This is a genomic window from Paenibacillus sp. EZ-K15, from assembly GCF_002573715.1.
In the GTDB taxonomy this organism is placed as follows: domain Bacteria; phylum Bacillota; class Bacilli; order Paenibacillales; family Paenibacillaceae; genus Paenibacillus_AQ.
Genome location: NZ_PDHM01000017.1, coordinates 277,371 through 292,501, shown reverse-complemented (window position 1 = coordinate 292,501; position 15,131 = coordinate 277,371). Strand labels below are relative to the sequence as shown.

Annotated in this window: 9 protein-coding genes and 1 pseudogene; 9 read left to right on the top strand and 1 reads right to left on the bottom strand. The window is 50.6% G+C overall.

What is annotated here, in order from left to right:
* Nucleotides 1-54: 54 nt before the first annotated feature.
* Nucleotides 55-1,410, bottom strand: a complete 1,356-nt coding sequence (locus tag CRG97_RS17930; protein ID WP_237566475.1) for a sialidase family protein — start codon at nucleotides 1,408-1,410, stop codon at nucleotides 55-57.
* A gap of 377 nt (nucleotides 1,411-1,787) precedes the next feature.
* Here CRG97_RS17930 and CRG97_RS17925 point away from each other — a divergent pair, with 377 nt between their 5' ends.
* The 9 genes and pseudogenes from CRG97_RS17925 (at nucleotide 1,788) to CRG97_RS17885 (ending at nucleotide 14,782) form a co-directional block, all read left to right on the top strand.
* Nucleotides 1,788-2,843 (top strand): LacI family DNA-binding transcriptional regulator, encoded by a 1,056-nt coding sequence (locus CRG97_RS17925; RefSeq protein ID WP_098745877.1) that lies wholly within the window; start codon nucleotides 1,788-1,790, stop codon nucleotides 2,841-2,843.
* A 269-nt stretch (nucleotides 2,844-3,112) separates the two neighbouring features.
* Nucleotides 3,113-4,189 carry a GntR family transcriptional regulator gene (locus CRG97_RS17920; protein WP_098745874.1) on the top strand — a complete coding sequence of 359 codons (1,077 nt, stop codon included), beginning with the start codon at nucleotides 3,113-3,115 and terminating at the stop codon, nucleotides 4,187-4,189.
* Between the two features lie 129 nt (nucleotides 4,190-4,318).
* Nucleotides 4,319-5,701, top strand: a complete 1,383-nt coding sequence (locus tag CRG97_RS17915) for an ABC transporter substrate-binding protein (protein WP_098745871.1) — start codon at nucleotides 4,319-4,321, stop codon at nucleotides 5,699-5,701.
* A gap of 99 nt (nucleotides 5,702-5,800) precedes the next feature.
* Nucleotides 5,801-6,694 (top strand): carbohydrate ABC transporter permease, encoded by an 894-nt coding sequence (locus CRG97_RS17910; protein ID WP_098745868.1) that lies wholly within the window; start codon nucleotides 5,801-5,803, stop codon nucleotides 6,692-6,694.
* Nucleotides 6,695-6,705: 11 nt separating this feature from the next.
* Nucleotides 6,706-7,542: a carbohydrate ABC transporter permease gene (locus CRG97_RS17905; RefSeq protein WP_098745865.1), complete on the top strand. Its 837-nt coding sequence runs from the start codon at nucleotides 6,706-6,708 to the stop codon at nucleotides 7,540-7,542.
* 5 nt (nucleotides 7,543-7,547) lie between these two features.
* The gene (locus CRG97_RS17900; protein ID WP_237566474.1) at nucleotides 7,548-10,022 is read left to right on the top strand and encodes a family 43 glycosylhydrolase; all 2,475 of its coding nucleotides are present in this window, start codon (nucleotides 7,548-7,550) and stop codon (nucleotides 10,020-10,022) included.
* A 37-nt stretch (nucleotides 10,023-10,059) separates the two neighbouring features.
* Nucleotides 10,060-11,826, top strand: a complete 1,767-nt coding sequence (locus CRG97_RS17895; protein WP_098745858.1) for a glycoside hydrolase family 2 protein — start codon at nucleotides 10,060-10,062, stop codon at nucleotides 11,824-11,826.
* A 1,085-nt stretch (nucleotides 11,827-12,911) separates the two neighbouring features.
* Nucleotides 12,912-13,322: a DUF6157 family protein gene (locus CRG97_RS17890; RefSeq protein ID WP_098745855.1), complete on the top strand. Its 411-nt coding sequence runs from the start codon at nucleotides 12,912-12,914 to the stop codon at nucleotides 13,320-13,322.
* Nucleotides 13,323-13,521: 199 nt separating this feature from the next.
* Nucleotides 13,522-14,782: pseudogene (locus CRG97_RS17885) on the top strand (MFS transporter).
* Nucleotides 14,783-15,131 lie beyond the last annotated feature (349 nt).

Below are 15,131 nucleotides of genomic sequence, written 5' to 3'. Positions count from 1 at the left end.
TATCGTGGAGAGGCCTCATTTAGACGATTGGTTTAGCCGGAGGTTATACTCCTACTAGTTCCGGAAGAACTCGACCTGATCGATATCCGCCCATTGGGAAGAGGACGAATTGGATACGTAAAATCCGATCGTCGCCTTGCCGCTCGTCACTTGGATATTGGATATTGTGACAGGCGTCCACGCCGTTGTCAACGGACACCCGGTTTGAAGCATGCTGCCTCCATAGTCCTTCACTTCCATGACACAGCTGTTCTGGCCTCCGCTGCTGCGCATGCGGGCACGCATCGTATACGTGCCGTTATCGAGACCGCTAATCGTCTGTCCGACATATGCGGTCGAAGGTCCGCTTGTGCCTGCGAGACCGACAAAGTAAGAGCCTTCGGCAGCGGGAAGCCCAACACCATCATTAGCTCCATGAATAAGAATCCGTTTCGGGTAATCATCGCCGTACGTCGTCCAGCCCGCCACATTGGCTGTTTCAAAGCCAGGATTGTTAACGACATTCGTTTGCGGCGGTGTCACGGCATGCCCGAAGCGCAGATAGATGCCGTTTGCCGGATAAGTTGCGCTGGTGACGGCAGCGACGCGAGTCGAATCGATGGTCATCAGGGCATTCCAGTTGGAGGATTTCGTATCGGACACCGGAAAAACATTGGTTTTGTACTGCCATGACGCGCCGTTATCGGAGCTGATCATCGTAAACATCGAGGTGTAAGGATCTCCCGTGTTGGCGCTGCTGTCATCGGTCTGGAATGCAGCCATAAGACGGCCGTCGTCAAGCTTCACGACGAACGGAGCACCCGCCTTTTTGCCATTGCCGCTGGGAACGTACATCGTTTGGCGGGGAACCGACCAATTAAAGCCGTCCGGCGATATTTTATACTTGATGACAAAAGGGTGGCCGGCAACGTCCGAGGCTTCGAATACGGTTATATACCGCCCGTCGTTCATTCGCGTGATGACCGGCATACCGTCGCGGGAGCCGGCTGCCACTCCGTCACTGACCGTGATGCGGCTGCCCCAGCCGCTTCCGTTCCAGGTCTTCATATACAAATTTTGCAGCCCGGTCGTTCCGACCGCAGCCGGACTGTCGTCCGCATAAAGCACCGCAATTTTGCCGTTGATCATGTCCAGATGCGGCTCCCACAAACCTTTAAAGCTGGAGGCGGTTGAACTCCCGACCAATCCGCCAGGCAAATCGCTCCAGGTGTAACCACCGTCGACGCTCCGCCTGACGTTAAGCTGGATGTCATAGGTCGAGCCGTTCTGTACGACCTGCCGATAGGCTAACCAAATTTCCCCGCTCGGCAGCCTTAACATTTGGCCATTCCCCACATTGCCGGCGCTGCTTGAGACAGCTGTGATCGGAGCGCTCCATGTATAGCCGCCGTCCTGTGTTCGGGAGACCACAATGCGCGTGTTGCCTCCGCCAGCGTTGGTGTCGAAGGATACGAGCCACTCGCTCGGCGTAAGCTTGAGCAGCCGAGGATACCATACGCCTCCCGATGGCGGCGTATAGATGGCAATCTGCTGCGAAGCTCACGCCATACCTGATGAAGCGGCATGAACCGGCGACAATGGAATTGCCGTTAAAGTAAGTGCAAGCATGACGACGAAAGCAAGTGGTTTCTTCCAGAAGCCTTTGTTTCGTTTCATATGCAATGAACCTCCCAACCCGAATTAGAAAGCGCTTTCTAAAAGGGATTGTATCGCAATTAATATCATTTAAGATATACTAAATATATATTATTTTTCAGTGGGGACTGACGTAAAAAGCGAGGTCAGACATGGAGCATCCGTTATATAAACGTATTCAGAACGACATACGCCAGCGCATTCAGAGCGGCGAGTTGCAGGCAGGTGCCTTGGTACCATCGGAGAAGGACTTGGCTCAGCGGTACGGTGTGAGCCAGATTACATCCAAAAACGCGCTCAACGGTTTGGTAGAGGAAGGCTTGTTAGTGCGATATCGTGGAAAGGGCACCTTCGTTCGGGAGCTGGGCATTCCGGAAGGGCCAAATCTTCAGTCGGGTAAGAAAAAGACGATCGCGATTATTTTGCCAACGATGAAAACCAAGATCGACCAGCAGCTGCTGGATGGTCTGGAACGTTATTGTGCGGAGCGGGAGTATGACCTGTTGATCCGCATTACACGCGAGTCGCAAGAGGAAGAATACCGAGCGATCAAGCAGTTCCAAGAACGAGGCGTCGATGGGTTTATCATTTTCCCGGTCGAGCAGGAAAGCTACAATAACGCAATTCTACGCTTGTCGCTCGATCGGGTTCCATTGGTGCTTGTCGACCGTTTCTTGAAAGAGATCAAAGCGTACAGCGTCAGCTCTGACAATTACGGAGGCGTTCGCGAAGCTATATCCAGTTTGCTTGCGGCGGGGCATAGGCGCATTGCCTTCCTGTCACCGGAAATTACAAATTCGGTTACGGACGAAAGAGCCAAAGGCTTCGAGGCCGCTTTTATGGAACAGGGCTTGCCTATAGACAAGACACTATGGTGCATGCTGGATTTGGAAACTATAGCAGAGGGGCACGGACAACGGGAGGTCGTTCGTTTTCTGCACGATCGGAGCGATATCACGGCGGTCTTTGCCGTTAACGCAGAATTGGCCCGCTATACCCATTATGCCATTCGGGAAATGAGGACGGGAGCAGGGAACGAACCTCAGCTGGCCGCCTTTGACGATCCGGATCTCGAAGGCATTCCTTTCGTCCGTCAGCAATTGGATGAAGTAAGCCGACGTGCCGTTGAGTTGCTGTCGGAACAGTTGTCCGGAGCGTACGAACCAAGGCGTGAAGTCGTACCGGTCCATTGGATTTGGCCGGAATGAATCGGACTTCACGAAGTTCGATCTAAGAATACAATGAAATAACCCATCAAAAAACGGTCTGAACTAAGTTCAGACCGTTTTTAATTGATATAAAGAAGGTTTGCGTCTTGGAGCGCCTACTGTTGATATCGTCTGAAAAATCTCCATTAAGAGCAGTCTGTTTCCTTTGGAACCCTCTTGATAGGTGTTTTTAGTCATTTACAAACACCAAGTTATATTATAATAATATACTAAATATACTATTTAAATCATAAAGGTTGTGATGGGCATTGAAATCTCTGCCGCTATACAAAAAAATTCAGGAAGATATCAAGCGGCTGATCGCCATCGGCAAGCTGCGGGAAGGGGACCGGGTCCCTTCGGAGAGAGAATTGTCCGAACGTTACCGCGTCAGTCAAATTACAAGCAAAAATGCGCTGGTCGGACTGATGGAGGAAGGCTTGCTTGTCCGGATCCAAGGCAAGGGCACCTTCGTCATGAGCAGGCCGGAGAACGCCACGGCGCTTGAGCAGTTGGGAGAATGGACAGCAGGTCCGGGCAAGAGCGGACGTATCGGGTTAGTGCTGCCGACGATGAAAACGAAAGTGGACCAGCGTTTTTTGGATAACATCGAGAAGTACGCGTCTGCCGCAGGCTATGAAGTGATGCTGAGAATTACACGCGAATCCCAGCTTGAGGAGTCCAAGGTCATCTCGTCTTTTCTGAAGCAGGGGGTGGACGGCATGATCATTTTTCCGGTTGAAAACGAGACGTACAACGATTCGATTCTGAGGCTCTCGCTGGACCGTTTCCCCTTCGTTCTGATCGACCGGTTCTTGAAGGAGGTCAAGACATACAGTGTAAGCTCGGATAACGTAAATGGCACAAGGGAAGCCGTGGAGTACTTACTTAACAAAGGCCATTCGTCCATCGCGTTCATCTCTCCCGAAATTACGAATACGGTGACTGACGAGAGGGCCCAAGGGTTTGAGCAGGCTTTTCTGGAGCACGGATATTCGATCGACAAAAGCTTATGGTGTCTCCTCCCGCTGGAAGAGATCGCATCAGGTCAATCCATCGAACATATCAGGGCGTTTTTAGATGGCAGTCCCCATATCACCGGCATCATCACGGCCAATACGGAGCTGTGCAGAAATGTTTATAAAGCCGCAGTTGCATCCGGTAGACAGGTGCCGGACGAACTGGAGCTGATCACATTCGATCCACCGGATCTGCCGAACGTCCCGTATATTCGCCAAAACGAGGAGGAGATGTGCAGGTTGACCGTAGAGCTGTTAATCGAGCAGATCGAAGGAGCTTTTGAGGCGAGAAGAATCGTGGTACCAATTATGCTGGTAAAAGAGTAAAGCGGAAGGTCGACAATGGAGGAGAGTACCTATTTTATATTAAATATAGTATATAAAATTATATTATTATAAGTTATCATGATTTCGTAAAGCGCTTACACCACATCTTTTAAAGAAGAGGGGAATCGCATGAAATCGAAGAGCAAATTCGCAGGCATGATCATGCTGCTGCTGATGTTCGCCTTAACCGCTTGCAGCGGCGGCAATGGACCAAAGGATGGGGCAACTCCAAGCAACCCGGACACTTCAACACCTGGCAATGAAGCTTCCACCGGGCAGGACTCAAAAGAACCTGTAACGATTGAGTTTATGGGCCACGGCAATCCGAACGAAAAGAAGATTTTCGAAAAGCTGATCGCTTCCTTCGAGGAGAAGTACCCGCACGTCACCGTTAAATACACTTCGGTGCCGCCAGGCGAGTACTCACAGAAGATGACGACGCTGATCAGCTCCGGCAAGGTTCCGGACGTATTCTACGTTGGAGGTCCCGAGTTTTACCGCTTCGCGGAAGCCGGAACGCTCCTCAACATTCAGTCCTATCTGGACCAGACCTCATTGTTTAATCCCGATAACGTATGGAAGCAGGCAATGGACCGCTACCGCTTTGACGGCAGCAAGGTCGGTGCCGGAGACATGTACGGACTGCCCAAGGACGTAGGACCATGGTCATTTGTTTATAACAAGGATTTGTTTGACAAAGCGGGCGTACCTTACCCTTCTGCAACGGCAGGGGAATGGACCTGGGACAACATGCTGGAAGCCGCCCAAAAGCTGACGGTCGACGCTAACGGCGACGGAAAGCCCGATCAATATGGTGTAGGCGCTTACAGTTTGGAATCGGCAGTATGGGGCAACGGCGGTGAATATATCGACTACGCCACCGGCACGGTAAAGGTTAACGAGCCCGAATTCTATGAGGCGATGCAATTTGTCGCTGACCTGAACCTGAAACATAAGGTCAGTCCGAATCAGGAAGCCGAGCAAGCGATGAATGCATATACCCGCTTTATTAACGGCCAGCTGGCGATGTTTGCGATGGGCCCATGGGATCAGCCTGCATTCTGGGAGCTGCCCTTCGGTTGGGACATTGCTGCATGGCCGGCAAGCCCGAATACGGGACAAACGGCGACCTGGCTCGGCTCGATGGGATTTTCCGTTTCGGCGAAATCCAAACACCCGCAGGAAGCGTTCGACTTGGCGGCCTTTCTGTCCCTGGATGAGCAAGGGCAGCGCGAAAACTATCAGCTTGGTCAAGCGGTTCCTAACCTGATCGACATGGCAGAAGGCGAATTTAAGGAAATGGACGAAGGACCGCAAACACGGCAAGTATTCCTCGATATTATCCAAGATTACGGACGCCCGGACGTGGTGGCTTTCTCGAAGGATACGCAATGGATCGATACGTTCAACCAGAACGCGAGCAAAGTATGGAACGGTGAGATGTCGGCGAAAGACTTTACGGCCCAGATCCAGCCGAAGATGCAGGAGCTGTACGACAAAGGAAATAAATAAATAATGCCGCAGAGGCAGGGGGCGTCAGCCATCCATATCGGCGCCTCCCGCCGTACGGACATCCTGTCATAACGAATACAGGCGAAGGTGGAATGGAATATGGGTACCAAGCTTGGCGGGTATCGCAGAAGAGAACTGGCGTGGTTGTATCTGTTTGTGGCTCCGCCGGTTCTCGGGGTTCTTTTGTTCGGCCTTGTGCCGATATTGTTCTCGATCTATATCAGCTTTCATAAGTGGGATATGCTTACCGATCCACAGTGGTCGGGGCTCGCAAACTATAAGGATCTGTTGAAAGACGAGAAAGTGTTCAAATCGTTGTACAATACGATCTATTTGATGATCGGCATTCCACTTGGCATGATCCTCTCGATGCTGCTGGCCATTTTGATGAACCGCAAATTCGCCGGCATCTCGTTCATGCGGACGATTTATTATCTTCCGGTCATATCGCCGATTATCGCGGTATCACTGCTGTGGCAGTGGATATTGAATCAGGATTACGGATTGCTCAACAACTTCCTGTGGGAAACGTTCGGTATCACCGGGCCTAACTGGCTGGGCAAGCCGGAGTGGGTGAAGCCTTCGCTCATCCTGATCGGGCTGTGGAGCGGCATCGGCGGGAACATGGTGCTGTACCTTGCAGGACTGCAATCGATCTCCTCAACGTATTATGAAGCTGCGGAAATCGATGGTGCCGGTGCATGGCACAAGCTGACGCGAATTACGATCCCGCTGCTCACGCCGATCCATTTTTTCGTCATCGTCATGGGCATCATTGGCGCGTTCCAGTCATTCAGCCAAATTTACGTGCTTGCGGTGGATGGCGGGCCGGAATACAGCGGTGCCACGGTCGTCTATTACATTTTCCAGCACGCGTTCGAGTACTTCAATATGGGCTATGCCAGCGCGGTGGCCTGGGTACTGGGCATTCTCATCTTTATCGTTACGCTCATTCAATTTAAGCTTTCCAATCGATGGGTTTACCAAGACTAGGGGGGAAATCTGTGAAACGGGAAAAAATGACGGACCTCTGGTCGCTGCTGCTGTTGCTATGCGGTTCGATCTTTATGATCGCACCGTTCATATGGACCATCTCGACTTCATTAAAGGATCGGCGAAACGTATTTGAAATTCCGCCACAGTGGATTCCCGATCCGTTAACGTTCGATAACTACGCAAAAGTCTGGCTGGAGTCGCCCTTGCTACACGGATTCATGAACAGCTTGATCATCGTGGTGATCGTCCTAACGATTGGGATGCTGGTATCCGCGATGTCTGCCTATGCGTTCGGTAAATTCGAATTTCCTTACAAAGGCATGCTGTTCATGGGTTTGCTCGGAACGATGATGATTCCGTATTCGGTCGTTATGATACCGCAGTATATCGGATTTTCCAGGTTGGATTGGGTGGACACACTGCTGCCGCTCATCGTGCCCGGCCTGTTCGGCAATATCGTTGTCATCTTTTTTATCAGGCAATATTTGCAAAGCGCGATGCCGACGGAATTGATCGAAGCGGCGAAGATCGACGGCTGCAGCTTTCCGGGCATATTCTTCAAAATCGCGCTGCCGATCATGAAGCCGGCGCTCGCCGCCCAGGCCGCACTTGGCTTTATGGGCATCTGGAACGATTTTCTTGGTCCGCTGATTTACTTGCACACGCCCGAGAAGCAAACGATTCAAGTGCTGATCGCCTCAATGCAGGCTATGTACATTGGCCAGTCGGACTATCCGATGATCATGGCCGCTGCTATCATCGCCATGGTGCCGGTAATCATCGTGTTCTTTTTCTGCCAAAGATACTTTATCGAGTCGATGGCAATCAGCGGAATCAAGGGGTGAGGCATGTGCCGATAAGTATGCCGCGCCTGTCGAAGATCGTTTGTTGTCTTGGCACGTTAGGATTACTGGCCGGATTGGCATTGTCAGGATGCGATTCAAGAACGAAACCGGAGGCGGTCGATTTGGACATTTACAACGAAAAGATGTACGCCAATCCTTTTCCTTCCCTAGAGGAAGAATGGGAGGATTACGGCAACGGGGATCCGTATGTACTGCGGCATGACGGCCGCTATTATCTGTATGTCAGCACGAAGGATCACCGGACGGGCATCAAGGCGTGGATATCGGACAATCTGGTCGATTGGAGGTATGCGGGTCTGGTGACGGAGGATCCCGTATCGACCGGCGCCTACGCACCTGAAGTGATTTACTGGAACGGCTGGTTCTATCTCTATACGTCTCCGGCAGGAAGGGGGCATTATGTGTTTCGCAGCGAATCGCCGACAGGCCCGTTCGAACGGATCTCCGAGAACGTCGGGATGAGTATCGACGGCTCGGTGTTTATCGACGATGACGGCTCCTGGCTGTTTACCCATGCGGGTTCGTCGGGCATTGTCGGCGTTCCGATGGATGGACCTGCCGAATTCGGAGTGGGTCAGACGATCCCAGGGCCCTATCTGGGACATTGGACGGAAGGGTCCATGATTATCAAACGAAACGGAACCTATTACATGACGTATACCGGCAATCACGTGTTCAGCAAAGGCTATCGCATTCACTATGCCGTGTCCCATGATTCGCCGCTCGGTCCGTATACCGTTCCGGTCAACAACCCGCTTGTGATCAGTACCAAGCCGGAGTTCTACGGGCTCGGCCACAGCTCGACCGTATTGGGACCCGATCTGGATTCCTATTATCTCTTATATCATAACTTGACGGGAAGATCGCAAGAAGGCCCGCCTGTCCGTCGCATGAACATCGACAGGCTGGTCTTCAACGGAGACAAGATGGAGATTCTGGGGCCTACAAATTACGATCAGCCCGTTCCGGGAGGGCCGGTCTTTGCCGATAGGCTGGATGCAGCCGCCATCGATCAAAGCCGGTGGGAAGCAGTGAATTCTGGAGGAATGGCACAAATCATGAGCAAGGAGAGCACGGATCGAAGGTATACGGCCGAATACAACGTGGTCCCATCGAAGGCTCGCGTCGCGGCGTTGTTCGCGTATCAGGAAGCGAATCAATACGGATTCGCCGAAATCGAGCCCGAGCGAAACCGGATATCCGTGGGCAGGATGGAGGGCGGAACGCGCGATGTGCTTGCAACGGCGGAGATTGCCGAAGACACGGATTGGTCCAAGCTGCACACGATTCGCGTCGAGCGCGGAGAAGATCGGCTGCGGGTTTACCTGGACGGCACTCTGAAGCTTGATCAATCAGCGGAACCGTTTGGACCAGGCAAAATCGGTTATCGATACGAAACCGGCGAGCCGAGCTTTTCGTATACGGCATTCTCGAATCACGCTTCCGGCAGCAGTGACTTCGAAACGGCCAAACCGCTTCCGGGCAGCATTGAGGCGGTACATTACTTAAGCAATGAAGGCAGAGGATTCTCGGTCCGCCATCCATCGGCAGCAGGCGCATGGCGTAGTTCTGACGGTACGGCGATCCAGGTGGCAGAGGATGGGAGCTACTCGGCATCGCTGACGGAAAAAGGCGACTGGTTGCGTTATGCGGTGAACGTGTCGGAATCCGCCACGTATGCGCTGGACCTAACGGTCAAGGCCGGAGCGGGGCCGGCATCCTTCAAGCTGCTCGTGGACGATAAGAAAGCCGGGAACTATAAAGTCGACGGAAGCCATTACTCCGGTAGCGAACCCTGGGTTAAAATTCGGGTTGGATCCCTAAAGCTTGAAAAGGGATTACATAGCCTTGCCATTCAATTAGACAGCGACCAAAAGATGGAATGGAAAACAATGGACTTCGAGCTGGTCGACGAGCAAACGTTCAAGTTGGAGCATCTTCTGGAACAAACAAGCTCCGAGGATGTCCACGGCCAGTGGATCGAAACCACCGGCGGTTTTGCAGGCGCTGCCGATTCCGATGCCAAGATGTATGGAGGAAGCACACTTTGGACCGACTATCGCATCCGAACGACCGTAAAGCTTGGCGACGATCCGTCCGGTCAGGCGGGCGTGCTCTTCCGAGTGACTAACGAGTCGGATTTCCGGGATCAAGTGAGCGATTCGCTGATGGGATATTTCCTTGCGGTCAGCGCGACGAAGCTTGAGCTGTACAAGCATAATTACGATTCCGAATTGCTGCATAGCGTCAAGGTTTCGCTGGAACCAAACGAGCCGGCAAGCTTGCGAATTGAGGCGGTTCGAGGCACGATTCGCGTATATCTACAGGGCGGGGAAGAGCCGATCCTGACATATGATGATCCCCAGGCATTCATGCAGGGGAGAGTAGGCCTGCGATCGGTTCATGCGGAGCAGATCGAACTCGGCGACTTAACGGTGGAATCCATAGGTACGAAATAGATACGATAAACTTACAGAAGATGGAGAGTGGAACATAATGTCTAGCTCGCACAAATATATTAAAGACTATCCCAGACCGCAATTGGTACGTGAAAACTGGGAAAATCTGAACGGGGAATGGGATTTCCGGTTCGACGACGCATGGGAAGGGGAAGGTGGCAAGTGGTACGACCGTCTTGAAGCCGACCGCAAAATTACGGTCCCCTTCGCGTTCGAGACGAAAGCAAGCGGTATAGCAGATGAATCGTTCCATCCTTGCGTATGGTATGAGAAGATGGTTGCCATACCTGCTAAGGAAGCAGGCAAACGTGTCTTGCTGCATTTTCAAGCGGTCGATTACTCGGCGACCCTGTGGGTCAACGGCCACAAAATCGGTACGCATGAGGGAGGATACGCAGCCTTTTCCTTCGACATTACCGAAGCGGTCGAGCTTGGCCGAGAGAACAGGATTACCGTTCGAGCCGTGGACAGCAACAGCTGTACCCAACCGCGCGGCAAGCAGCGATGGATGAAGGACAACTTCGGCTGCTGGTACGTGCAGACGACGGGGATATGGCAGACCGTATGGATGGAGTACGTGAATCCGATTCATATCAACCGGGTGAAAATAACCCCGGAGCTTGAGCGCGGGGCAGCGAACTTCCATTACGAACTCGGCAATTCCGGGCATGATTATGATGGATTGACCCTGCAGACCATCATCCGGTTTGACGGTAAGCTGATCCGGTCGACGGAAACGAGCGTAGAGCGAGGCACCGTAGCAGTTGATGTGAGCGTTGTTAACGAGGCCGTGGGCGAATGGAAGATCAAGCCATGGCACCCGAACCATCCGAATTTATATGACGTCGAGATGATCCTGAAACAAAACGGTAATCCCATCGACACAGTCTATTCCTATTTCGGCATGCGGAGCATCCGGATCGTAGGCGATCAAATTATATTGAATCATACGCCGATCTATCAGAGACTGCTGCTGGACCAGGGCTATTGGAACGATACGCATCTGACGCCTCCGTCGGAGGAAGCGCTGCTGGAAGACATCGACAAAACGCTTGCCCTCGGCTTTAACGGCGTGCGCAAGCATCAGAAGCTGGAGGATCCCCGTTACTTATATTGGTGCGACCGCAAAGGGCTGCTGGTATGGTCGGAAATGCCGTCGACCTACGAATTCGGGGACGATGCGGTGGAGCGATTCACGAATGAGTGGATGGCTGTCGTCCGGCAGCATTACAATCATCCTTCCATTATCGCATGGGTACCGTTCAACGAGTCCTGGGGGATAACAGACATAGCCACCGACCGCAAGCAGCAGCAATTTACCGAATCGATCTATCATTTGACCAAGGCATTCGACCAGATGCGGCCGGTCATCGTGAACGATGGCTGGGAGCATACGGTTTCGGATATCATCACACTCCACGATTATGAAGAGATAGGCGCTATGCTGGAAGAGCGATATCGGGACAAAGACGCGCTGTTAGGCAACGAATTTGCGCATAACAAGCATCGTTATCCATTCGCACAGGGTTATGGCTATCGAGGCCAGCCTGTGATCATCAGCGAATATGGCGGCATCGCCTTTACAAGCGAAGAGGGTTGGGGTTACGGCAATCAGGTTCGCAACGAGGAGGAATTTTTGAAGCGATACGAGGGAATTACGCAAGCGATTAAAAACTTACCCTACGTGAGCGGATTCTGCTATACGCAAATTACGGACGTACAGCAGGAAGTGAACGGCTTGCTGACGATCGATCGTAAACCGAAAGTGAATATGGACTCGATACGAAGCATAAACCTGGCGTAAGCATCAAGAGGACGTTCACTCATACTTTTTTTCTTGGAATCGATTAAGTTTCTCGTGAGATATAGGCATGCACAGCGAAGAAGGGACCTGTCAATCGACGGGTCCCTTCTTCCAGCCGTTTTGGAGTTTGTTTTTCATATAACGGGCAAATACAACGTGCCGGATATAGGCCCACAATGAAGAGTTGCATGAGGCTCAACCTGAACAGAATGGATAAGCGCGAAAAACTCCACGAAAGAGCTGGTAATGACAACACCTATTCAATAAATGCAAACGTCGGACAATTGATGGGCAGTGTGCACTGATGCATGCGGTTTGCCCTGATGTATGCGGCGTGCACTGATGTATGCGGTGTGCGTCTGATATATGCGGCGTGCACTGATGTATGCAGCGTGCAACAGGTGTATACGGTGCCCAACTGATGTATGCGGACAGGAGATCCGCTATTTCCGAATAAATGTGCCAAATTCAAGTATTCGCGGACACAGAATCCGTTATTTTCGGCTTTTTCCTGTTTTTAGGGTGATATGCCAGGCAATAGCGGAATCTGTGTCCGCTTAACCTTATATTTAGCCCCTTTGCTTACAAATAGCGGAATCACGGTCCGCATGGAGTTAGTCTAACAGCTTCTATCTCGTAAAATGCCCCCAAAGCATCATTGGTTTCCCATAAGGGTTTCTCTATATTTTAAATATTTTCGTACCTGGCGATAAATATTCAGATTATATTAATGTGTCCAAAAGTAGATAAATTGGAAAGGATAATAGCGATACAAGAAACATGTCGTGTATCTATGAGTCTTATATAATGGCGCGCATCATGGAGATGTACCCTATGGTCGAATTCATGTAACTTTGACCGACCGATACACCCGAGAAATGGCGCTACAATAATTATATTACAATCCAAAAAGTTATCTCTAGTAAGGAGAACAGTATGCAATGTAGACGGGAGAACTTTATGTTACGACGTAAGTTGTTGTCCTCAGAAAACCACTATCTCTGCAAAGAAAATGAGGATATTATGTTCATATGGAAAGGGACTGACGAGAGAACTAAAAATGAACGGGAGGTTATTCTTATAATATGAAAGATATGAATTATTACAATACCTTTATTCAAGTTGCCGAAGACTGCCCTGCTAGCGCGGCTATAATTCGGAAGGCTAAAGGTGAGTCTAAGACCATACCGGTTATTCAGTATGAAATGATATCGAACCATCCCTACCAGTACACGCAAGAGGATGTGTTATTTGAAGTGTTTGCCGCGCGCAATCATATCTCGGAAAATGATAGGGTATCCGCTCGCGAGAAGTTTTTCTCCAAAGGGCAGCCTTGCCTGCGGACCTCATCATTGGGCAAGCGCTATGGCTGGGGTATTCATCATAACGCTCAAGGAAAAGTCGCGATCTATGCTGTAGAGTCAGACGATTATATAAAAATCATGAACGATAAAGGCATTACTCAAGTAAAGGCGATGCGCTCCAAACGAGCATAGGAGATATCGGAAATTTCATGTTCGCCTACACAGTCCAAAGAGACACACAAGAATTGTAATCAAAGGATCGGAACATAGATCATTGGATCGGCCGCCGTTCTGATGGACGTAAAATGAGCAATTAAGAAGAAATGTCACATGAGGTTTTAAGTTAAAATGAGTATAAATCGCGTGAGATAATACACGAAAGGGTGGGATGATGTCAGAAGCCGAAGATGATAAGAAAATCCATTGGAAAAGGAATATCATTCTCTTCTTAAGCAGCCAGACACTCTCACTGTTTGGTTCTGCCTTGGTGCAATATGCCATCATGTGGTACATCACGCTAACTACGCAGTCAGGCATGATGATGACGCTGTATATTATTTGCGGATTCATTCCGACGTTTTTGCTGTCGCCGTTTGCGGGCGTATGGGCGGACCGCTTCAATCGTAAATCGCTCATTATGATTGCGGATGCTATGATCGCGGTGGTTACGTTAATTTTGGCCATTACGTTTCTGCTTGGCTACCAAGCAGTTTGGCTGCTGTTTGTCATTTCTGCCGTACGCGCACTCGGGGCAGGCATTCAGACACCAGCGGTCGGGGCGATATTACCTCAAATTGTGCCGCAAGAGAAGCTAACGAAAGTTAACGGAATTAACGGCAGCCTGCAAGCACTCACCATGTTCGTAGCGCCTATTGTCAGCGCTGCTTTGCTTACCATGGCAACGATCGAAGTGATTTTTTTTATCGACGTCGTTACGGCTGCGATCGCGATCTTTACCTTGTTTGTTTTTCTCAAAATTCCGCTGCACAAAAAGGCATCTGATACGCAAAGTACAGGCTACCTGGACGACTTCAAGGAGGGCTTGGTGTATATAAAAACAGCATGCCTTTTTAAAATCCTTTTTTATCTTCTTCGCATTTTTCTTTGTGCTCATGGCACCTGCTGCCTTTCTGACTCCGCTGCAGGTTACCCGCAGCTTCGGTGACGATGTATGGCGCTTAACGGCAATCGAAATCGCGTTTTCAGTCGGCATGATGGCAGGAGGAGGGATCATTGCTTCATGGGGCGGGTTCAAAAATAAAGTGTACACGATGGCTATAGCCAGCTTCATCATGGCCGTGTCTACTTTTGCGCTCGGCATTGTACCTGTATTTTGGATTTACTTAGTCATCATGGCTGTATTTGGAGTAGCGATGCCCATATTTAATACGCCGACGACCGTCATGCTGCAGGAGAAGGTGGACGAAAATTATCTGGGACGTATATTCGGTGTCTTCGGGATGATCTCGACTTCGATGATGCCCATCGGGATGTTGATATTCGGCCCGCTTGCTGATGTGGTTAAAATCGAATGGCTGCTGATCGGTACCGGACTGTTTATGTTCGTACTTACGGTGTTCTTCGCTCGCAACAAGCGATTGCTTGAAGCGGGTTTGCCGCTGCCAAAAGAACAAGAAGCCACATCGGATTAATGCTTCAAGCCTGGACCACAGCGGCTTCAGATCTAGTACGTCCGTCTGCCATGGGATGTTTCTCCAGTTATAACAAGCGAGGATGAATATCCGAACGCCCCATTCGTTAAAGGATCAGCAGAAAAAAAGGATCAGCAGAGAATCGACATACCGAATGAAGTGTGGAAGCTTATACGATGTGTCCCAGGCTGGTTTCCGGTTGCGCAGGAACCATAAAGAATATGGCCACGTCATGAATATAAGGAGCTAGTGACCTTTAGAGGTTACAGCTCCTTTTGTCGTGAGACAAGAATATCTACGTCGATGAAGCCGTGGTTATCGAGACTCTGATCCATTCTTTATTTTTCTA

Coding starts and splice junctions, on each gene's coding strand:
- CRG97_RS17895 (WP_098745858.1), top strand. CDS start 10,060: ATGTCTAGCTCGCACAAATATATTAAAGACTATCCCAGACCGCAATTG.
- CRG97_RS17910 (WP_098745868.1), top strand. CDS start 5,801: ATGGGTACCAAGCTTGGCGGGTATCGCAGAAGAGAACTGGCGTGGTTG.
- CRG97_RS17890 (WP_098745855.1), top strand. CDS start 12,912: ATGAAAGATATGAATTATTACAATACCTTTATTCAAGTTGCCGAAGAC.
- CRG97_RS17925 (WP_098745877.1), top strand. CDS start 1,788: ATGGAGCATCCGTTATATAAACGTATTCAGAACGACATACGCCAGCGC.
- CRG97_RS17915 (WP_098745871.1), top strand. CDS start 4,319: ATGAAATCGAAGAGCAAATTCGCAGGCATGATCATGCTGCTGCTGATG.